This is a genomic window from Rhizobium sp. CAU 1783 (assembly GCF_054551725.1).
This window is the reverse complement of sequence record NZ_JBTOLM010000002.1, coordinates 741998-762707: the sequence shown is the minus strand read 5'-3', so window position 1 is coordinate 762707 and position 20710 is coordinate 741998. Positions and strand designations below refer to the sequence as shown.

14 protein-coding genes, 1 tRNA gene and 1 pseudogene are annotated in these 20710 nt (G+C 61.9%); 5 read left to right on the top strand and 11 right to left on the bottom strand.

What is annotated here, in order from left to right; translation table 11 throughout:
- Position 1: 1 nt before the first annotated feature.
- The 3 genes from ACX93L_RS10425 to ACX93L_RS10415 are packed head-to-tail and all read right to left on the bottom strand — an operon-like array spanning position 2 to position 2722.
- Complete coding sequence (locus ACX93L_RS10425; protein ID WP_459404771.1) at positions 2-385, bottom strand: VOC family protein; 384 nt, start codon at positions 383-385, stop codon at positions 2-4.
- A gap of 39 nt (positions 386-424) precedes the next feature.
- Positions 425-1162: an RlmE family RNA methyltransferase gene (locus ACX93L_RS10420; protein WP_459404770.1), complete on the bottom strand. Its 738-nt coding sequence runs from the start codon at positions 1160-1162 to the stop codon at positions 425-427.
- Positions 1163-1168: 6 nt separating this feature from the next.
- Entirely contained in the window at positions 1169-2722 is a 1554-nt protein-coding gene (locus ACX93L_RS10415; protein ID WP_459404769.1) for a Ppx/GppA phosphatase family protein, read from the bottom strand.
- Between the two features lie 268 nt (positions 2723-2990).
- Between ACX93L_RS10415 and ACX93L_RS10410 the strand changes: the two genes are divergently transcribed.
- Positions 2991-3064 (top strand) — tRNA-Gln (locus ACX93L_RS10410).
- A 133-nt stretch (positions 3065-3197) separates the two neighbouring features.
- Positions 3198-3643, top strand: a pseudogene (locus ACX93L_RS10405) (IS3 family transposase); the annotation flags it as partial.
- 100 nt (positions 3644-3743) lie between these two features.
- Here the strand turns inward: ACX93L_RS10405 and ACX93L_RS10400 are convergent.
- Positions 3744-6857 (bottom strand): multidrug efflux RND transporter permease subunit, encoded by a 3114-nt coding sequence (locus tag ACX93L_RS10400; RefSeq protein WP_459404768.1) that lies wholly within the window; start codon positions 6855-6857, stop codon positions 3744-3746.
- Between the two features lie 10 nt (positions 6858-6867).
- Complete coding sequence (locus tag ACX93L_RS10395; protein WP_459404767.1) at positions 6868-8031, bottom strand: efflux RND transporter periplasmic adaptor subunit; 1164 nt, start codon at positions 8029-8031, stop codon at positions 6868-6870.
- Between the two features lie 162 nt (positions 8032-8193).
- Here ACX93L_RS10395 and ACX93L_RS10390 point away from each other — a divergent pair, with 162 nt between their 5' ends.
- From ACX93L_RS10390 to ACX93L_RS10380, 3 genes are all read left to right on the top strand, one after another.
- Positions 8194-8883: a response regulator gene (locus tag ACX93L_RS10390; protein WP_459404766.1), complete on the top strand. Its 690-nt coding sequence runs from the start codon at positions 8194-8196 to the stop codon at positions 8881-8883.
- On the top strand, positions 8880-9941 hold the full coding sequence (locus tag ACX93L_RS10385) for an ATP-binding protein (protein ID WP_459404765.1): 1062 nt from the start codon (positions 8880-8882) through the stop codon (positions 9939-9941). Before ACX93L_RS10390 ends, ACX93L_RS10385 begins: the two co-directional genes overlap by 4 nt.
- A 218-nt stretch (positions 9942-10159) precedes the next feature.
- A complete protein-coding gene (locus tag ACX93L_RS10380; protein ID WP_459404764.1) occupies positions 10160-10681 on the top strand; it encodes a GNAT family N-acetyltransferase in 522 nt (173 codons plus the stop codon).
- 261 nt (positions 10682-10942) lie between these two features.
- On the opposite strand, the gene ACX93L_RS10375 is transcribed toward ACX93L_RS10380, so the two are convergent.
- The 6 genes from ACX93L_RS10375 to ACX93L_RS10350 form a co-directional block, all read right to left on the bottom strand.
- The gene (locus ACX93L_RS10375) at positions 10943-11317 is read right to left on the bottom strand and encodes a hypothetical protein (protein ID WP_459404763.1); all 375 of its coding nucleotides are present in this window, start codon (positions 11315-11317) and stop codon (positions 10943-10945) included.
- Between the two features lie 18 nt (positions 11318-11335).
- On the bottom strand, positions 11336-14488 hold the full coding sequence (locus tag ACX93L_RS10370; protein WP_459404762.1) for an efflux RND transporter permease subunit: 3153 nt from the start codon (positions 14486-14488) through the stop codon (positions 11336-11338).
- Between the two features lie 7 nt (positions 14489-14495).
- A complete protein-coding gene (locus ACX93L_RS10365; RefSeq protein ID WP_459404761.1) occupies positions 14496-16175 on the bottom strand; it encodes an efflux RND transporter periplasmic adaptor subunit in 1680 nt (559 codons plus the stop codon).
- 82 nt (positions 16176-16257) lie between these two features.
- A complete protein-coding gene (locus tag ACX93L_RS10360; protein ID WP_459404760.1) occupies positions 16258-17625 on the bottom strand; it encodes an ATP-binding protein in 1368 nt (455 codons plus the stop codon).
- Positions 17618-18328 carry a response regulator gene (locus ACX93L_RS10355; RefSeq protein WP_459404759.1) on the bottom strand — a complete coding sequence of 237 codons (711 nt, stop codon included), beginning with the start codon at positions 18326-18328 and terminating at the stop codon, positions 17618-17620. The genes ACX93L_RS10360 and ACX93L_RS10355 overlap by 8 nt, the downstream gene beginning before the upstream one ends.
- Before the next feature lie 143 nt (positions 18329-18471).
- Positions 18472-20703 carry a copper-transporting P-type ATPase gene (locus ACX93L_RS10350; RefSeq protein WP_459404758.1) on the bottom strand — a complete coding sequence of 744 codons (2232 nt, stop codon included), beginning with the start codon at positions 20701-20703 and terminating at the stop codon, positions 18472-18474.
- Between the last annotated feature and the right edge of the window lie 7 nt (positions 20704-20710).

Below are 20710 nucleotides of genomic sequence, written 5' to 3'. Positions count from 1 at the left end.
ACTACTCGGGCCTTTCGCACACGGCCGAGAGCTTGTTTCCATCCGGATCGCGGACATAGGCCGCATAGAAGTGCTGATGAAAAGGCCTGAGTCCCGGCGCACCTTCGTCTGATCCGCCATGGGCAAGGGCTGCGTGATAGAAGGCGTCAACCGCGGCGCGGTTCGGCGCTTCGAGCGCGGTCATCGAACCGTTGCCGAAGGTCGCCGCATTGCCATCGAAAGGCTTCGTCACCCAGAAACGGCAACGCGTGTCATCGTCTGCACCATAGCCCGCTTCCACCGGTTCGGTGCGCTGCCGCTTCAACCCGAGCGGAAAAAGCGCCGCATCGTAAAACTCGATCGATCGCGCGAGATCGTTGGTTCCGACCGTCACGTATAGCAGCATCGCGGTCTGGCCTCCCCTGGCCGTTCCTCTGGTCCGGGCCTATTCGGCTTCGGCACCGGCCTCGTCATTGTCGGTTTCGGCCTCGCCGGCCGCGGCCGCGTGGCGTCCCTTGAAGCCCTTGGCCAGCAGGAACATCTCGACCGATTCGGCGCGCGACGAGCCCGGTTTGATGTGCACGACCTGGCGAAAATTCTGCTTCAGCATGTTGAGTAGTTCCTTCTCCGTGCCGCCCTGGAAGGTCTTGGCAAGGAAATGCCCGCCCTCGGCCAGCACCTCGACGGCAAAATGGGCCGCCACTTCGCAAAGATGCATGGTGCGCAGGTGGTCAGTCTTCTGGTGGCCGGTGGTCGGCGCCGCCATGTCGGAGATGACGAGATCGGGCGTGCCGCCGATCGCCTCCATCAGCTTTTCCGGGGCGGCCGGGTCGAGGAAGTCGAGCTGCAGGATCTTGACGCCCGGCAGCGGGGCCATTTCGAGGAAGTCGATCGCGGCGACGCGGACATCCTCGTCCGTCGAATTCGTGACCTTGGCGGCAATCTGCGACCAGCTGCCGGGTGCGGCACCGAGGTCGATGATGCGCCGTGCGCCCTTGAGAATGTGGTGCTTCTCGTCGATCTCAAGCAGCTTGAACGCCGCGCGGGCGCGATAACCCTCGAGCTTGGCGCGCTGGACATACGGATCGTTGATATGGCGTTCAAGCCAGCGTCGCGACGACGCCTTCAGCTTGCCCTTCTTGACCTTCTGGCCGAGCTTGCGGCCGATTGGTGGCTTGGTCATGCGTCGTCAGCGCTCCCTGTCGTGCGACGGGCGGCGGCGGTTCCTGCGCCAGACGCCATCGTCAGCCATCATGTCGGTCAGAAGCCCCTCGCGCAGGCCGCGATCGGCGACGCGCATGCGGCTCGACGGCCAGCGCCGGCGGATCGCCTCCAGAATGGCGCAGCCTGCCAGCACAAGGTCGGCACGGTCCGGGCCGATGCAGGGATTGGCGGCGCGGCCGGCATAATCCCAGGAAAGAAGCTTCGCCTGCATCGCGGTCACCTCGGCATCGGAGAGCCAGAGCCCGTCGACCTTGCGGCGGTCGTAGCGCGGCAGGTCGAGATGCACGCCGGCGAGCGTCGTCACCGTCCCGGAGGTGCCGATCAGATGAAAATCCTCGGGCGGAAGCCCATCCAGGCCGGCAAGCGGCGGGCATTCGAAGCGCGACAGCATGGCTTCGACCTCGCCGATCATCGCTTCGAAGACGTCCGGCGTCACATCGCGGCCGCCATGGCGCTCGGACAGCGTCACCACGCCGACAGGAAGCGAGGTCCAGTGGGTGATGTGGTTGGCAAGCCGGCTGGAGCGGTTGTCGCCGATGCGGATCACGGCGATCTCGGAAGAGCCGCCGCCGATGTCGAACAGCACAACCGAGCGGGCCTCGCGACCGACCAGCGACGAGCACCCGGACACGGCGAGCCGCGCCTCGGTTTCGCGATTGATGATCTCGAGCTCGAGCCCCGTCTCGACAGTGACGCGCGACAGGAATTCCTCGCCATTCTCCGCAGCACGGCAGGCCTCGGTGGCGATCAGCCGCATGCGGCGGATCTGGCGGCCCGACAGCTTGGCGGCGCAGACGCGCAGCGCCTCCACCGCACGGTCCATCGCATCCGTGGAAAGACGGCCATGGGTGCCGAGCCCCTCGCCGAGGCGCACGATGCGCGAAAAGGCATCGACCACGCGGAACTGGCCGGGGCGCGTCGGCTGGGCTATCAGCAGGCGGCAGTTGTTGGTGCCGAGATCGAGCGCGGCATAGAGATCGTCAGACCACTGTTCCGCCGGGGCGTGCGGACGCGGCCGTTCGGCCGTCACCGGCCCGCGACGGGGCCCTTGCGCATGATGGGTGTTATGGCCGGACGGAGGCGCCACCAGCACGGCGGCGGCCGGCTGCCTTGCAGGAGGCGGAGCGGCAGGAGCAAGCGGACGTCCCTGGGGACCGCGGCGCGAACGGTGGCGCCTGCGCTTCTTGCCCGGCTTGTCCTCGGCCTGCGGAACCGGCTGCTGCGCAACCGCGGCCCGCGGTGGCGGAGGTGCAATTTCACTGGAACCGGCCAAGACCTGGGCCGCCTTGTTCCGCCGCCGGCGCTTGCGCTTGCGGACGGGAGCTTCGGCCTCGTCGATTTCGGAGCGTCGCGGCGCCTGTGGCTCGAAAGCCACCGCCTCCAAAGCCGAAGCGGCGACGCACGAATGCTTCGGAGCGCCCCTTCCTGCCTTGCCGCGCCGGCGGGAGCCCCCGCCTTTGCGTTTACCCGTCGACGGTCCCTCGCTTGGCGGCCGCTGGCCGCGATCGGGGTCTGTCACTGAACTTTTCCGTTGCACCGCGCAAGGCCTCTGGGGCATGCCGCTGGCGCCATGTTCGATTTTCGTTGGGAAAATGATAACAGCGCCAGGCCCATTCGCCAAACTGTTTTTCCACAGGACCCGAGAAGCGGCTCGAGCCGCGCAGCGGGCGCTTTCGACCGCGCTGCTGCCGCCATGCATTTTTTTTGAAAACAGGTATTTGCAATCGCCCGGCTTTTGTTTATAAGCCCGCCTCACCGACGGGTCACGCAAGCTCGTAACCCCCTGCTGGGGAATAGTTCAACGGTAGAACGACGGACTCTGACTCCGTTAATCTTGGTTCGAATCCAGGTTCCCCAGCCAATCATATTTTTCTAAATTAAATCAAGCACTTAATGAGCATTAGCTGAAGCTAAGTGCTGCACAGAAGCGGATGATCCACAGGGATCAGTTTCGCGCTATTATCTACCCTTGCGAATCTACCGATTCCCGCGCAACCTGCGAGGGCTTCGCTTACCTTGCGGTCGTCATCGACCTCTATTCCTGCCGGGTCATCGGCTGGGCAGTACAAGGCCGCCAAACCACGGACGTTATGTTGCAGGCTCTGCTCATGGCGTGTGGAGGCGAAAGCCGAAGGACAAGGTGCTGATTCCTTCGGACCAGGGCTCGCAATTCACCAGCATGGACTGGGCCTCGTTCCTCAAGCGCCACAATCTGGTTCACTCGATGAGCCGACGCGGCAACTGCCGTGACAACGCGGTGGCCGAGAGCTTCTTCAATCTTCTGAAGCGAGAGCGAATTCGCCGCAGGGTCTACCGCTCACGCGATGAATCTCGCAAGGACGTGCTCGACTACATCGAGATGTTCTACAACCCGAAACGCAAGAACGTCAGGAACGGGATGCTGTCGCCCTTAGACTTCGAGAAGCCGCAGAAAACCTAACCCGAGGCTGTCTATCAAACGCGGGGCTATTCAGCCGCGCAAGCGATAGAAGCGGACGAACCAGGATGAACGAGGCCGTTTCCCGCGTCGTTGATGCGGTCTAGCCATTGCTGGAAAGCGTATGCGACCTTTCTTGCCGCCGCGACAGCCGCGTCACAACGACAAAGAAGACCGGGACAAAGATCAGCGCCAGCACCGTGCCGGAAATCATCCCGCCGAAGAGGCCTGTTCCGATCGCATTCTGGGTCTCCGAGCTTGCACCCGAGGCAATGACCAGTGGAACGACGCCCAGGGTGAAGGCGAGCGAGGTCATGACGATCGGCCGGAGACGCAATCGCGCTGCCTCGACGACTGCTTCGATCAGCCCTAGTCCATCGCTTTGGCGCTTGCGGGCGAACTCGACGATCAGGACGGCGTTCTTGGCGGAAAGGCCGATCAGGGTGATCAAGCCGACCTTGAAGAAGACATCGTTTTCCAGGCCACGCAGATGAACAGCGATCACCGCCCCGATGATCCCGAGCGGGACAACCAGCATGACGGAGAGTGGAATGGTCCAGCTTTCGTAAAGCGCTGCGAGCACCAAAAAGACAATCAGGAACGAGAAGGCCATCAGCATCGGCGCCTCAGCCCCCGATTGCCGCTCCTGCAGTGACTGCCCCGTCCATTCGACGGTAAAGCCCTTGGGAAGCTTCAATGCCAGTTGCTCCATTTCATCCATGGCTTTACCGCTCGAAACACCCTTTGCTGCGGAACCCGACAGGCTGAGGGACGGATATCCGTTGTAGCGGGCCACCTGCAGCGGAATGGTGGACCATTCTGCAGTCACGATTTCGGAGAGCTGAACCATCTTGCCGGCATCACTCCGGACATGCAGGTTGAGGATATCATCAACCTGCATGCGGCTTTTCGGCTCGGCCTGGACGATGACCTGTTGGAGGCGGCCGTTGCGGGGAAAGTCATTGACATAGATCGAGCCAACGGAACCACTGAGCGTGTCACTGATCGTCGTGTAGGCGACTCCCAGTGCACTGGCCTTCTGGCGATCGACCACAAGGGTAACGCTCGGGCCGTTTGGCAGCCCGTCCACGCGCACGTCGCTCAGCAACTTGTTCTCAGATGCAAGTTGCGTGAGTTGGGCTGCAGCCGCAGCAAGGGCTTTCTCCCCGTGGTTGGCGCGGTCTTGAAGCTTCAGCGCAAATCCCGAGGTTGTACCGAGCTCATCAATGGCTGGCGGCTTCATGCTGAAAACCTCGCCCTCCGGCGCGGCAGCCATTGCGACTGTCGCCGCATTTACCTCACCGTCAACGCTGCCTGAGCGCTTGTCCCAATCCCTCAGGCTGGTGAAGGCCATCGCGGTATTGGTGCCCGAGCCCGAGAAACCGAAGCCCATGATCGTCAGGTTATTGACGATATCCGGTCGCGTCTGGACATGCTTCTCGAAGAGGTCGACGACGTCGCGGGTGCGTTCAGCCGTTGCCTCTGCCGGCAGCGTGATGGAGGTCATGAACGAACCCTGGTCCTCCTCCGGCACGAATGCTGTGGCCAGCGTGCCGTAACCATAGGCGACTGCGCCCACAATCGCGACATAGACAAACATTGTCCGACCGGTCCGCTGCACAAGCCGTGTGATCCAGTCCGAGTAGCCCTCGCTCAAGCGAGCAAATCCCCGGTTGAACCAGCCGAAAAGACCTTTCCGCTGATGGTGCGCGTGGTCGATCGGCTTCAACAAGCTCGCGCATAGAGCGGGGGTGAGGCTGAGAGCCAGAAACGCAGAGAAAACGATCGACACGCCCATCGACACCGTGAACTGACGATAGATTGCACCAACCGAGCCGGAGGCCATTCCCATTGGGAGAAGGACAGCCGTTAGCACAAGCGTGATCCCGATCACCGCGCCCGTGATCTCGCCCATGGCCTTGCGCGTCGCATCACGCGGCGACAGACCTTCCTTTGCCATCAGGCGCTCGACGTTCTCGACGACCACGATCGCGTCGTCCACGATAATGCCGATCGCAAGGACCATGCCGAACATCGTCAGCACATTGATGGAATACCCTAAAGCCAGCATGACGGCGAAGGTGCCAAGCAGTGCGATCGGTGCGACGATGGCCGGAATGAGCGTGTATCGGATATTTTGCAGAAAGAGCAGCATGATCAGAAAGACGAGCACCATTGCCTCGGCCAGTGTCTGCGCCACTTTCTGGATAGAGACCTTCACGAAGGGTGCCGTATCGTAAGAGATCGCATACTCGATCCCCGGCGGCATGGTCAGCGAAAGCTCTGCCAGCCGCGCACGAACACCGCTAGAGGTGCTGACCGCATTTGCCCCGGGGGTCACCTGGATGGCGGCTGCCGTGGCAGGCTTGCCGCCGTCGAGAATGGCAAAGCCCGACGACTGGGACCCAATCTCGATGCGCGCGACCTCACCCAGTGTCAGGCGAGAGCCGTCTGGATTAGAGCGAAGGATGATGTCCGAGAATTCCTCAACGGTCTGGAGTTGGCCTCTGACATTGAGCGGTATGCTGACCTTTTGCCCTGGAACAGTCGGCGCATCTCCAAGCCGCCCAGGCGCCACCTGAAGGTTCTGTGACTGGATTGCCTGTGTGACCTCGGCCATCGAAATGGAGTGCGCAAGCAGGCGCGTGGGGTCGACCCAGATCCGCATGGCAGCCTCGGACCCGAAGGACTGGACGCGGCCGACACCTGATACCCGCTTGAGTTCAGGAGCGATGTTGCGCACGAGATAATCATCGAGCGCCAATGCGTCGATGGCGCCGTCTTTCGACTTCAAGGAGACGATCATCAGGAAGCCTGACGAGGCCGACTCCACCGACAGCCCAGCCCGGCGTACTGCCTCCGGCAAACGCGTTTCGACAGCTTTCAGCCTGTTCTGAACGTCCACCTGTGCCAGCTCGGGGTCCGTGCCCGGCTTGAAGGTGACGGTGACGGTCGTCGACCCAGAGGAGTCGGCGGACGAGTCGAAGTAAAGCACATTCTTTGCGCCGGAGATCTCACGTTCAATCAGGCTCGTGACACTGTCGTTGATCACCTGCGGGGTCGCGCCCGGATAGCTCGCGAAAATCGACACGCTCGGTGGAGCAATCGCCGGGTAGCGCGACACGGGCAGTTGCGGGATGGTGATCAGACCGGCGAGTACGATCATGATCGCGATGACCCATGCGAAGACGGGCCGTTCGATGAAAAATTGCGGCATGGCGGGCGTCTCAGCTCTGCGTATCGGGGGCGGGTTGGACCGGTGTGATCTCCAGAATCTGGCCAGTTTGAACCCTCTCCTGCCCCTGCACGACAACGGATTCACCAGCCGCGAGACCGCGCTTTACGAGGTAGTGGCGATTGATAAGCGGCCCCAGTTCGACCGGGCGTTTTTCGCCCGTCTTGTTGGCGGTGACGATGACGAGTTGCGGCTTTCCAGTCGGGTCGCGCATCACGGCCTCTTGAGGCACAAGCAGTGCTGCGGAATAGACCTCACGCGGCACAAGCGCACGCACGAACATGCCCGGCAGCAACTGGTTTTCGGGGTTCGGGACGAGGATGCGGATCCCCAGACTCCCTGTAGCGTTATCGACGGAGATGTCGGAAAACACGATGGTGCCCGTATGGGCGTAGGGCTTGTCCGTGATGGTCCTGATCTTGACCGGCAGTTTTTCCGGATCCTTGGCGTCGGAACCCAATGCCGTCTCGCGGAGGCTTTCAAGGCTCATCGAGGATTGACGGACATCCACATAGACCTGGTCGATCTGCTGGATCACAGCAAGCGGCGCGCTCCCGGAAGAGGAGGCGAGGCCACCTTCTGTCATGAAGGATTGACCGATCGTCCCACTGATCGGGCTGCGGATCGTAGCATTCGACAATTCGAGTTTTCGTCGTGCCAGATTGGCCGTGGCCTCGGCCACGTTCGCCTTAGCCTGAGCGAGTGTCGCGGTCGCATTGTTGAAAGCCTCGTCACTGGTGATCTTCTGTGCCGAGAGAAGCTCGGCGCGCTCGAACTTCACCTTGGCATTGACGAATTCGGCTTCGGCACGCGCTAGCACGGCGGAAGCCGCGTCGACATCGGCCGCAAAGGGTTCTGGATCGATCTGGAAGAGCGGCGCATCAGCGTTTACGAACGAGCCCTCTTGGAAGAGCTTCTTTTGAATGATGCCGCTGACCTGCGGCCGGATCTCGGCCGTGCGCAAGGCACTGACCCGTCCCGGTAATTCGTCATAGATCGTGACGGCTTGCGGCCGGACCGTCATTGCACTCACGCGAACTGCCTGCGGTTCGACCGCTGAATTCGCATCAGCATCCTGCTGCTCACTGCAAGCAAGTAGAGATAATAACGGCACGCATAGAATGCAGAAAATCCAAAACCGCGCGATGTTTCGCATCAAGGTCACCGTCGTCTCATGAGGGATTAGTCGATGGCGATGCTCTAGAAGCTTTCCATTGGCGAATTGTGGAGGTTTTGTTGCGATCGTGTGGAGGCGATGCATCGCCACTCGACCGACGGATGGTTCGGTGTCATGCAAATCGCAAGGAGTGCGACAATCATGGCAGAACTTGTTTTGATAGCTGAGGACGATGCGGAGATCGCCGGCATTCTTGAGGCCTATTTTACCCGTGAGGGGTTCAGGACGGTCCATGCCCGCGACGGGCAGGTAGCGCTGGACCTGCACCGCTCGCTGAAGCCCGATATCGTTCTTGCCGACATCACCATGCCGCGGCTGGATGGCTGGGAGCTTCTCGCTGAAATCCAGCGACGCGGCCGCACGCCCGTCATCATGATCACGGCACTGGATGAGGATGTCGACCGGCTGCAGGGGCTGCGCATCGGTGCGGACGACTACATCGTCAAGCCGTTCAATCCGATCGAGGTCGTCGCGCGGGCCAAGGCCGTGTTGCGTCGCGCCGGCCTCACCCAGGCAGGGGCGGTTATCCGCGTCGGAAACCTCACGATCGATCTCGACAGCTATCAGGTCAAGATCGAGAACGACGGCGTGTCGGTCTCCCTTTCCCTCACTTTGACGGAATTCAGACTGCTGGCGCATCTGGCCCGAACGCCCACCAAGGTTTTTTCTCGCAGCGAATTGGTTGACGCCTGCCTTCCTGGTTCCGATGCGCTGGATCGGACGATCGACAGCCATTTGAGCAAGCTGCGCAAGAAGCTCGAACAGGCTGGCGGCGAAGGCATGCTCGCCAGCATCCGGGGCGTCGGCTATCGTTTGGCGGTCGATCCATGATCGTCAAGGGACTCAGCCGACAGGTCCTTCTTGCCATGGCATCCGTCACCGTGGCCGCCGGCCTGCTGGTCTTCTTTGGCACCTACCTCGCCTTCGCCGTCCTCTTCTATTTTTCCCCATGGTCCGAAGACACCGACAATTGGCTGACGGGCTTTGATTTCATCATCTTGGCGGTCCTGATCTTCATCGCGCTGATCGTGGCGGCCATCGCATCGGTCAGGCTGGCGCGACGCATTCTTGAGCCGCTGGAATCGCTGGCGGTGAGCGCAAGACGGATCAAGGACGGCGACCTCTCGGCCCGCGCCATCCCCGGCGACCATTCTCTCGGCGAGACCGCGCTTCTGGTTCAAGACTTCAACGCCATGGCGCAACGGCTTCAGGATATGGCTGCCGACATGACCTTATGGAACGCCACGATCGCCCATGAATTGCGCACGCCTCTGACCATCCTGAAGGGTCGCCTGCAGGGTATGATCGATGGCGTCTTCGAGCCCGACGAAAAGTCGCTTCATGCCCTGGTCCTGCAGGTCGATTCGCTTGCAAGGCTCGTGGAGGACCTTAGAACGGTCACGCTTGCCGATAGCGGTCACCTCGACCTTCGTCTTCAGCCGGTCCGTCTGATGGATGAAATCGTGCGGCTCGCGTCCGTGCTGGATCAGGAGCTGAAACAGGATGGTTTCGAGCTGAGGCTCGACCTGAGCGACGTGGTGGTTCCGGTGGATGCCATGCGGATCCGCCAGGCTCTTCTGGCGCTCGTTACAAATGCGCGTCGCTACGCGCATCGAGGCATTATCGAAATCAGCCTTGGCGTGCACAATGATCAGGTTATCCTGCGGGTAACCGACGAAGGCCCGGGCCTTGCCCCCGATATCGCCGCTTCCGCTTTCGAACCCTTCCGAAGAGGAGGAGAGTCCGGATCGCTGGAAAAGGGCGGGAATGGTCTGGGTCTATCCGTAGTTCGTGCGATTGTTGAGGCTCACGGCGGTAGAGTTCGCTATGCTCCCTCCGACAAAGGCGGCGCGATGTTCGAGATTTCGCTCGGAAAACCGGTTTCCTGAGTTCTCGCCCGCCAAGTCTCATCTCGATGGCTGCATCGACTTGGCCCGAGCCTCGGCCTCCACACCGTCTCCACATATCCTCCACACGGTCTCAAGATGAGCCGTGTAGCATGGTGCACATGGATCGATGGCCCACTCAGCCGACAATTCTTCCGACGGAGTCTGGAGAATCAGGCCGGCTCCGATCCCGATTGTCAAAGGGATGTCGCGAGAAAGATATGAGCAGCAACAGTGTTAGCCTGGCCGTCGCCGATGCAAGCGATTTCCCGGCCTTCAAGAAAGAACTTCAGGAGGCCTTTGCCATTGCGGTGATCGCCGAATACGGGGAACTGCCAGATGGGCCCATCCCTGACGACGAAGATCTCGACAAATCCATGAGCGCTCCTGGGGCCGTTGTGCTGCGCATTCTCTCAGACGGCAGGAAGGTCGGGGGCGCCGTGGTGACGATCAACGAAGAGACCCATCACAACACGCTCGACCTCTTTTTCCTTGACGTCGGCGAGCATGGGCACGGCCTCGGCCACAAAGCCTGGCTTGCAATTGAAGCCCGCTACCCACAGACTGTCACCTGGCAAACGCATACGCCGTATTTCGAGAAGAGGAACATCCACTTCTACGTCAACAAATGCGGCTTCAAGATCATTGCGTTCTTCAATGCCAAGCACCCGGACCACAACAACCCCGGTTCCAACGATCTGCCTGATGACGAAGGATTTCTGTTCGAGAAGGCGATGCGATAGGGCGCATTCGATGGGACGGACCTCGCGTTCCTCGAGGGTCCGCTGGCATCAATGGCCCACGAGCGCGAATGACAGATTTGGAGGCGCAAAGCTGCCTGGGCCTGTGATGACTGAGCCACCGCATACTTGGCCTCCAAAAGCGGAAATCATTGCCGCTCGACCGTCCAGTTGACTGATGCCCAAAGCCAGGGCACCAAGGTGGCATCCACGGTCGCTCGCGCTTTTGTGATAGCTTGTCACGGAGAGGGCCGCTTCGCGACGTCAGAACTTGGCCTGCGCGGTGGTGCCATCGGGAGCGGAGATCTGGACGGCGCCTTTCACACCTTGTGGGACCGGTGCGGGCGACGTGCCGATGAGACGATTGCCTTCGCTTGGCGTGAGCGCGAAGCGCTGCGGGCTTCCATCAACCAACAGGATGGCATTTCCGCTGTAGCCCGCCGACGGCACCGGCTGGTCAGCCGCGTCGAAGAGATAGACGCTCACCTGTTCCGTGCCGGCGACGACCAGCTCGATATGGTGATTGGCTCCCGCATCGACCTTGAGACCACCATTGGGTCCGGGGCTAGGAGCGTGGGCATGGGCCGGGAAGGCGTCCATCGAGGCAATCAGAAAGAGGGCAAGAAGGCTGCGACGCATGGGTATCTCCTTGTGGGATCAAAAGGCTTCGATTGCGCTGGCGGGCTTGCCGCGAGACGAATGTGTCTGCTCGATCTGGCTGCGGGCCTGTTCCACGAGGCGCTCCAGGGGCTTGCGCCCGTAGCGCAGGAACAGGGTTGGCGTGAGCAGGGTGTCGAGGACGGTTGCTGTCACCAGACCGCCGAAGATGGTGATGGCGACCGGATGGAGGATCTCCTTGCCCGGCGCCGTCGCGTCGATCATCAAGGGAACCAGGGCGACGCCTGCAGACAGCGCCGTCATCAGGACGGGGGTGAGGCGTTCCAGCGAACCGCGCATCACCAGTTCGCGCCCGAACGGCAGATCTTCCTGAATTGCGAGATTGATGTAGTGGCTGATCTTCAGGATGCCGTTGCGTGTCGATATCCCTGTCAGGGTGATGAAACCAATCATGGACGCGACGGAGAGCGGCTGGCCCGCGATCCAGAGTGCCATTACCGACCCGATCAGTGCCAGAGGCACGCTCGCCATGATGATCGAGACGAACAGAACCGAGCGATAGCGGGAATAGAGGATCGCGAAGACCAGCGACAGCGACAGGATCGACAGGAGCCCGATCGTTCGCATCGATTCCTCCTGCGCCTGGAACGTGCCCTCCAAGTTCACGAAAAAGCCGGGAGGCAGGGGCGACGCGGCGATCACGCTTCGGATTTCGGCGATGACGGTCGCCATGTCGGCTTCGCCATCCGTGTTGGCGAGCACCACCACACGGCGCTTGCCGTTCTCCCGAAGGATCTGGTTCGGGCCATCCGTCTCCCGCACCTCGGCAATCTGGCTGATGGGGATCCAGCCAACGGGGGTTTCGATCAGAAGATCCGCGAGACCCTTCGTGCTGCGTGTCTCGTCCTCGAGCCGGAGCACGACATCGAAACGCTTGTTGCCGTCGACGATGCGGGAGACGATGGTTCCGTTGGAAAGCCGTTCGAGCTGCTCGGTCACGCTGGCGGGCTGGACCCCATAAAGGGCGGCGCGCCGGTAGTCGACGATGACTTCGAGATGCGGAATACGCACCTGCTTTTCGACCTGAAGGTCAACGATCCCCGGAATCTCGTCGAGCTTGCCACGAAACTCCTCGGCAAAGCCACGGATGGCATCGAGATCCTCGCCGTAGATCTTCAGCGCGATCTGGGCGCGGACCCCCGAGAGCATGTGGTCCAGACGATGCGAGATGGGCTGCCCGACATTCGTCGCAACGGGAAGCACGGAAAGCCGCGATCGGATATCGGCGATGATCTCGTCTTTTGAGCGTCCATCGGCCGTCAGCGCGACCTCGATCTCCGAGGAATGGACGCCTTCTGCATGCTCGTCGAGTTCCGCTCTTCCGGTTCGGCGCCCGACCTGCTCGACTTCCGGGACCTCCATGATCAACCGCTCGGCGATCAGGCCGACGCGATGGCTCTCAGCGAGCGAGATCCCCGGATTGAAAAGCATGTTGATGGTCAGCGTGCCCTCGTTGAAGGGCGGCAGGAAGGACCGTGGCAATTGGGTCGCGAACATAACGGCGGCAATGACACCTGCCAGTACAGTCGTCATCAGGATCTTCGGGTTGCCGAAGGACCAGTCCAGAAGTCGCCGGTTTGCCTTCTTCAGCACGCGGACGATGACGCCCTCATGCTCGTCGAGGCGCTTGAGGCCCGGCAGCAGGTAATAGGCCATCACGGGCGTGAGGGTGATCGATACGACGAGGGATGCCAGGATCGAGATGATATAGGCCTGGCCGAGGGGAGCAAACAGCCGGCCTTCGATCCCGGACAGGGCGAAGAGTGGCACGAAGACGAGAACGATGATCATCGTGGCATAGACGATGCCGGAACGGACTTCCTGGCTCGCTGAAACCACGACCGCAAAGACGGTGCGGGGATTGCCCTTCTCGCGGTTCTCCCGAAGACGACGGAAGATGTTCTCGACATCGACCACCGCATCGTCGACCAGTTCGCCAATGGCGATCGCCAGCCCCCCGAGGGTCATCGTGTTGATCGAAAGCCCGAGCAGATGGAAGACGATTGCCGTGACGAGAATGGAGACGGGTATGGCTGTCAACGAGATCGCGGTGGTGCGCGTGTTCAGAAGGAACGCGAACAGGATGATGGCGACCACGACGATCGCTTCCGCCAGGACCTTCTGGACGTTGCTGATCGAGGTTTCGATGAAGTTGGCTTGCCTGAAGAGCACCTGGTCGGCTTTCACGCCTTCCGGCAAGGTCGCGCTGATCTCGCTGAGTGCAGCTTCAACTTCGCGGGTGAGCTGAACCGTATCGACGTTCGGCTGCTTCTCCACCGAGACGATCACGGCGGACTGCCCCTGATAACCGGCATCGCCTCGCTTCAGGCGGGCTGCAAAGGAGACGTCCGCGACCTGGCGCAACAGGACCGGCTGCCCCTCGACCGTCGCCACCACGATACCCGCCAGGTCCTCGATGTTTTGCGTTCGGCCCACGTTGCGGATCAGGAACTCGCGGCTGTACTGGTCGGTGAAGCCCCCGCCCGTGTTCGATCCGAACTGGGCAAGCGCCTGCTCGATCTGTTCGAAGGAGACGCCCAGCGCACGCATGGCGGCCGAATTCGGAGAGACCCTGTATTGCCGCACCTCGCCGCCGATCGGAATGACCTGGGCAACACCGGGAATGCTCAGGATTCGCGGGCGGACCGTGAAATCCGCCAGCTCCCGCAGCTCCATCGGCGAGACACCTTCCGGACCCGTCACGGCGATCAGCATGACCTGGCCCATGATCGAGTTTATAGGCCCCATCTGCGGAACGACATTGGCGGGAAGCTGCGGCTGGACGAGGGAAAGACGCTCCGCGATCTGCTGGCGATTGCGGTAGATGTCGGTATCCCAGTCGAATTCCACATAGATGATCGACAGGCCGACGCCTGATGTCGAGCGGACGCGGGTCACGCCCGGCAGGCCGTTCATCTGCGCTTCGAGAGGATAGGTGACAAGTTGTTCGACCTCCTCCGGCGCAAGGCCTTCGGCTTCCGTCATGATGGTGACGGTGGGCCGGTTGAGGTCCGGGAAAACGTCGACCGGCAGGCGGGTCACGGTGAACGCGCCGTAAACCATCAGAACGGCGGCGATGGCCAGCACGAATAGGCGGCTCTTCAGTGATTGCGTGACGAGAAAGTTGAACATCTGCGCCTCAACGAATCTGGTTCAGGAGTTCGGCGCCCTGCGTGACGATGCGCTTGCCGGGTTCTATTCCGGACACGATCAGAAGACGGTCCCCGTCCAGCGGCTCCGTGCGGACCTCCCTCGGAACGAAGCGCTCCGCATTGGTGTGCTCATAGACGAGAGACTGGCCGTTCGATCCGCGAAGGACGCTGGTCCGCGGAACAGCGATGCCGGCGCGTTCATCTGTCGTAGAGGATAGCACCGTCAGCAATTGTCCGGCCCGGACACCCTCCGGCTTTTCGTCAACGCTGAAGTGGATCGGGATCGCCTGATTGCGATCGGCAAGCCCACTGCCGCGATAGGTGAGCGAGGCCGTCCGGCCGTCCATGAACTTGCCTCTGGCCGTCCCCACGACCGAATGGGCTTCGACGCTTAGGGCCTCCACCCAGTACCGCGAGGGGTCGACGATCTGGAAGATGACGGTGTTCGGCTCGGCGATCTGTCCGGCCACCGCCTGTGCCGCAGCGATCACGCCCGAGACCGGCGCGGTAAGTTTCTCCGCTGCCGTCGGCGCCTGTTCGAGATTGGCGCGCCGCGCGCGAAGGCCCTGCAACTCCAACCTTGCGTCCTCGATTTCGCCACGCGCGACCACGGATTGAAGCCGCTCGAAGCGTTGCAGCTTTCGTTCGACCAACATGATCTCCTGATCGAGCTCATGAGCCTGCTGCTGCTGGCTGGTGAAGTCGGCCGCACCAATGGACGGCTGCACGAGCGCCAGCACATCACCCGCCAAAACTCGGGCGCCAAGTTGAGGAAAGCCGCCGGGAGGCGGCGTAAGCCGTCCCGAAACCGAAGCCTGTACGTAGCCCGAAGTGCTCGGATCGGGGATGACCCGTGCCGGGAGCTCGATCGTTCCCGGATGTGTCGCACGTTCGGTGAAGGTCGTGCGTATGGCAAGAATGCGCTGCGTGGTCTTCGGCACGAAGATGGATCCATCGGCGAACCGCTGGGCAATGTCGCGTTCATTGGCGCGCGTGGTGGCGCCAATCGAACCTGCCGCTTCCGCATCAGGCGAGCCAGCCCAAAACAGGATCATCGCTGCCAAGACCGCCGGAGTGGCGCTCTTGCGACGCCGAAACACGGCGGAGAGCATCAAGCCGATCACAACGCCGGCGCCGCCAACGGCCCACAGCGTCACGTCTTGCCGCTGGAGCCTGGAGCCGAGTTCCTGAGCCCAGGCCGTGCCGATCAGAAGTCCGCCCCCATTGGCGACAGGCGCCGATCCTGCGGATGCCTGGGGGATGGCAAGCGTAAGCGTCAGAACGTCGAACAGGTCTCCGGCGATCACGGTGATGGCAAGATCATGGGTGCCCGGCTGCGACAGCCAGGGGGCGGCCGCCACGTATGTGCCATCGCCTTTGGGCTCCGCCTTTATCGTGCCGCCCGGGCCATCGATTTCAAGCGATGCACCGTCGATCGCTTCATTGCCCTTGAAACTGTCGAGGTAGATCTCGAGACGCTCTCCGCGAGCCACGGCAACCAGCTCGATATCAGGCGTGGAGGCGTCGGCGCGCGGCGCGATCGTCGTGGAAACGGGCGGAGGCGGAGCACCGTGATCATGGCCCTCATGGGCCGAAAGCGGAAAAGCAATCAGCCCGATCAGAAGAACGGCGAAACCAGCGAAGAAGGGAGCGAATCGGTCGACCATCGGAAATCCGGCGAGTGATTTGATTTGCCCCGGTGTAACCCGGCCACCATGTCGGTCGATGTCGTGATTGTTACAGTATGTTTCAGGATGCCGACGGGCTCTTCGGGAGGGTTATGGTGACGACCAGCCCGCCGTTGGCTCCTTTGTCGAACGCCAGCTTTCCCCCGTGGCCGTCGATAATGGCTTTGGCGATCGGCAAGCCCAGGCCGAAGCCGCCCGTCTCTAGGTTTCTGGACGGCTCCAGTCGCACGAAGGGCGAAAGGGCGCGGTCGATATCATCGGGTGCGATGCCGGGCCCGGCGTCGCGAATGGTGACGACGACGTTCGTCTCCTGATCTGAGACAGTTATATTGGCCTTCTCGCCATACTTGATGGCGTTCTCGACCAGGTTTGCCAAGGCCCGCTTCAGCGCGAGACGCCGTCCGGCAACGATCGCGTGAGCAGCCCCTGCCAACTCCACTGAGGCACCTCGATCGGCGGCGTCATCGGCCAGAGTCTCCAGGATCGCCACGACATCGATCGGCTTGAGTTCCTCGTCGCTGCGGTCGCCACGAAGGAAAGAGAGGGTTTGGTCCAGCATCCGCTCCATTTCGGTCAGATCCTCGGCCATCGCGGCGCGTGCGGAGACGTCGGGCAGATCCTCGACCCTGAACCTCAATCGTGTGATGGGTGTCTTGAGATCGTGCGAGACCGCCGCAAGAGCCTGTGTCCTGTCTTCGATCAGCCGCTCGATCCGCCGCTGCATGTCGTTGAAGGCCGAGGCGAGTTCGACCACCTCCCGAGGTCCGGTTTCAGGAACCGGAACGACCGTCTTGCCGCGATAGAAATCCTTCGCGGCCGCTGCGACTGCTGTCAGGGGACGGGTGAACCACCGCACCAGAAGCATGGAGACGATGATGGCGCCGACCGCCATGAGCGTCGTTGAAATCAGCATGCCAGCGGGAGGAGGCACCCGCCGGTCCCAGGAGACGAGGTTGATGTTGATCCAGGTGGTATCTGGCAACTGGATCGAGACAACCGCGAGATGCGGATCATTACCGGCATGCGTGTCCGGGCCGATGATCAGTCCGTCCTGAGCGATTTCGGGTGCCAGAGCGCGCAGGTTTCGCTTCAATGGCTCCCAGTTGTCCGCGTCTGCTCCCGTTGAAACGGCATAGGGCGTGGTGCCCCAGTGCGCATCGATCGACCCTCCGGAAAAATCGTGGGCTATGTTCTCCCGCTCGGTTGCAGGGGCTCGCATAACCGATCTCTTGATGGTCAATAGCTGGTCCGCCAGCCGGGCTTCGTTGGCGAGGTCGAGCTCCTGCTCGAGACTTTGGTGGTAGGTGAACAGGCTCCCGAAATGCACGACCGAGATGCCGAAGAGGACCACGATCGCAGTCCTCAGTCGCAGGCTGTCGATTGAGCGCCACCAGCGCCTGAGGACGGTTTCGGTGCTGGGATCAGACACGGACGACGTCCGTCGCAAACAGGTATCCAGCCCCTCTGACCGTCTTGATCAGGTCTTCGGGCCCGTCGAGCTTTCTGCGTAGCCTGCTGACCTGGACGTCGATCGAACGATCATAGCCCTCGATGGCCCGATTGCGGGCTGAATCCAGCAGGAACTCGCGAGACAGGACACGCTGGGGCGCCTCGAGAAAGGCGATCAGCAAATCATATTCTCCGGTCGACAGGTCGACGACCACTCCGTTCGGGGCCGTCAGTTCGCGTTTCATCGTGTCCAGGATCCAGCCGGAAAACTGGAAGCTGCGTCCGCCCCGCTCCCGAGAAGCCGTCGCATCCACGCGGGTCCGGCGCAACACGGCGCTGATCCGCGCCAGCAGTTCGCGTGGATTGAAAGGCTTTGGCAGGTAGTCGTCCGCACCGACTTCCAGGCCGATGATCCGGTCGGTTTCATCGCCCTTGGCCGTCAGCATAATGATCGGCACCGAGGAGGAACGCCGGAGTTCGCGGCAAAGCTCCAGTCCGTTCTTGCCCGGCAGCATCAGGTCCAGAACGATTAGATCGACCGAAGCGCGCCTCAAGACCTCGAACATTTCGACGCCGTTTCGGGCCGTGTGGACACGAAAACCATTCCCCCTGAGGAACTTGGCGACCAGGATCAGGATCTGGCCATCGTCGTCAACAATCAGAATTTCGACCGGGACGTCCAAGAGGCCTTTTCTCCACCACTCCGAAAGCGACACAGCCGTATTCTAGTCGAGAAAGCCGCGCCACGTGTTTCTCGAAGGTAACAGATTGTTTCGGCATTTCGCCCCGTTCAATGACCGGGGCGAAGTGCCTCGGTGCCTGAGCATTACATCCGGATCGTCTTCAGGCGCAACGCGTTGCCAATCACACTGACGGACGACAGGGCCATCGCTGCTGCGGCAATGATCGGCGACAGCAATATACCGAAGGAGGGATAGAGCAGGCCGGCTGCGATGGGGACGCCCGCGGCATTGTAAACGAAGGCGAAGAACAGGTTCTGCCGAATATTGGCCATCGTGGCGCGGCTGAGCTGTCGCGCCCGCACTATGCCCATCAGGTCTCCCTTTAACAGCGTGACCCCGGCGCTTTCCATCGCGACGTCGGTGCCCGTACCCATGGCGATCCCGACGTCGGCGGCGGCGAGGGCCGGCGCGTCGTTCACCCCGTCCCCAGCCATGGCGACGATTCGTCCTTCACCTCTCAGGCGCGACACGATCTTGCTCTTGTCTTCCGGAAGAACCTCCGCCTCGACTTCCGCGATCCCGAGGCGTCGGGCGACGGCATCAGCGGTCGTCCGGTTGTCGCCCGTCAGCATGACGATGCGAATGCCCTCATCCACCAGCGTTCTCAACGCTTCCGGCGTCGTCTGCTTCACCGGGTCCGCGATTGCGAACAGGCTTTCGACCTTGCCATCGGCTGCCATGAAGATCACGGTTGCTCCGTCGTTGCGCAAGCTCTCGGCCTTGGAGAGGAAGGCAGTCAGGTCGGTCGCGTGTTCCTCCATGATCCGATGGCTTCCCAGGACGACCCTTCGCCCCTCGAACATGCCCGTGACGCCCTTGCCGACAGGGCTGTCAAAGTCCTGGACGTCCCCAAGCGACAAGCGCCTCTCGACCGCCGCATTGACGATTGCGAGCGCCAGCGGATGTTCGCTCGATCGTTCCAGACTGGCGGCGGTTCTCAACACATCCGCTTCGGACAAACCGGGAGCGGGAACGATCGTGGTGAGCCGAGGCTGGCCCTCGGTGAGCGTGCCCGTCTTGTCGAGCACCAGCGTGTCGACCTTTTCGAACCTCTCGAGCGCTTCCGCGTTCTTGATGAGGACGCCGAGGCTCGCGCCTTTTCCGACGCCGACCATGATCGACATGGGGGTGGCCAGTCCTAGCGCGCAAGGGCATGCGATGATGAGAACCGCAACGGCGGCAACAAGCCCGTGAGCAAAGCGCGGTTCCGGACCCAGCAAAGCCCAGAGAAAAAACGAGGCCAGGGCAATCAGGACGACGATCGGAACAAACCAGCCGGAAACCTGGTCTGCGAGACGCTGGATGGGCGCGCGGGATCTCTGTGCCTCGGCCACCATCTTGACGATCTGGGACAGCATGGTGTCTGCGCCGACGCGGCCGGCCTGCATGACAAAGCCGCCGGTCCGGTTCATGGTGCCGCCTATCAACTGCGCTCCGGGTTCCTTGGTCACGGGCATGGATTCGCCCGTGATCATGGACTCGTCGACCGAGCTTCGCCCCTCTTTCAGTACCCCGTCGACTGGCACTTTCTCGCCCGGACGGACACGCAGCATGTCGCCGACGTTGACCGCCTCAAGCGCGATGTCCTCGTCGGTGCCGTCGGCCCGCACCCGTCTGGCAATCTTGGGCGCGAGATCGAGAAGCGCGCGAATGGCGCCGCCGGTCTGCTCGCGTGCACGCAGTTCCAGGACCTGGCCCAGGAGAACAAGAACCGTGATGACGGCGGCGGCCTCGAAGTAGACCGCCACCGCTCCCTCGGCGGAACGGAAGGTCTCAGGGAATATGCCCGGCAGCACGGTGGCAATGACGCTGAAGAGCCAGGCCACCCCCACCCCCATGGCGATAAGCGTGAACATGTTGAGGTGGCGACTGAGGATCGACCGCCAGCCACGCTCGAAGAACGGCCAGCCCGCCCAGAGCACGACGGGCGTTGCCAGCGCGAGCTGGATCCAGTTCGATGTCTGCGGCATCAGCACGGCGTGAAGGTTCGTGAGATGCCCGCCCATCTCCAGCGCCAGCACGGGAAGGCTGAGGATCAAGCCGATCCAGAAGCGCCGGGACATGTCGGCGTACTCGTCGCTGCCATGCTCAGCGGCAACGGGCATCTCAGGCTCGAGGGTCATGCCGCAGATGGGGCAGTTGCCAGGGCCATTCTGCCGGATCTGCGGATGCATCGGGCAGGTGTAGATCGTCGCCTTAGACATTTCCCCACCGGCCGAGGCCGGTGGTATCGACTTGTCCGGAGCATGGTCACCATGATGGTGATGCGCATGTTCGTGCTGGTCTTGGCGATGCGTGTGATGTTGGTCGGTCATGAGAACC

Coding starts and splice junctions, on each gene's coding strand:
- ACX93L_RS10425 (WP_459404771.1), bottom strand. CDS start 385: ATGCTGCTATACGTGACGGTCGGAACCAACGATCTCGCGCGATCGATC.
- ACX93L_RS10420 (WP_459404770.1), bottom strand. CDS start 1,162: ATGACCAAGCCACCAATCGGCCGCAAGCTCGGCCAGAAGGTCAAGAAG.
- ACX93L_RS10400 (WP_459404768.1), bottom strand. CDS start 6,857: ATGCCGCAATTTTTCATCGAACGGCCCGTCTTCGCATGGGTCATCGCG.
- ACX93L_RS10395 (WP_459404767.1), bottom strand. CDS start 8,031: ATGCGAAACATCGCGCGGTTTTGGATTTTCTGCATTCTATGCGTGCCG.
- ACX93L_RS10390 (WP_459404766.1), top strand. CDS start 8,194: ATGGCAGAACTTGTTTTGATAGCTGAGGACGATGCGGAGATCGCCGGC.
- ACX93L_RS10385 (WP_459404765.1), top strand. CDS start 8,880: ATGATCGTCAAGGGACTCAGCCGACAGGTCCTTCTTGCCATGGCATCC.
- ACX93L_RS10380 (WP_459404764.1), top strand. CDS start 10,160: ATGAGCAGCAACAGTGTTAGCCTGGCCGTCGCCGATGCAAGCGATTTC.
- ACX93L_RS10375 (WP_459404763.1), bottom strand. CDS start 11,317: ATGCGTCGCAGCCTTCTTGCCCTCTTTCTGATTGCCTCGATGGACGCC.
- ACX93L_RS10370 (WP_459404762.1), bottom strand. CDS start 14,488: ATGTTCAACTTTCTCGTCACGCAATCACTGAAGAGCCGCCTATTCGTG.
- ACX93L_RS10365 (WP_459404761.1), bottom strand. CDS start 16,175: ATGGTCGACCGATTCGCTCCCTTCTTCGCTGGTTTCGCCGTTCTTCTG.
- ACX93L_RS10350 (WP_459404758.1), bottom strand. CDS start 20,703: ATGACCGACCAACATCACACGCATCGCCAAGACCAGCACGAACATGCG.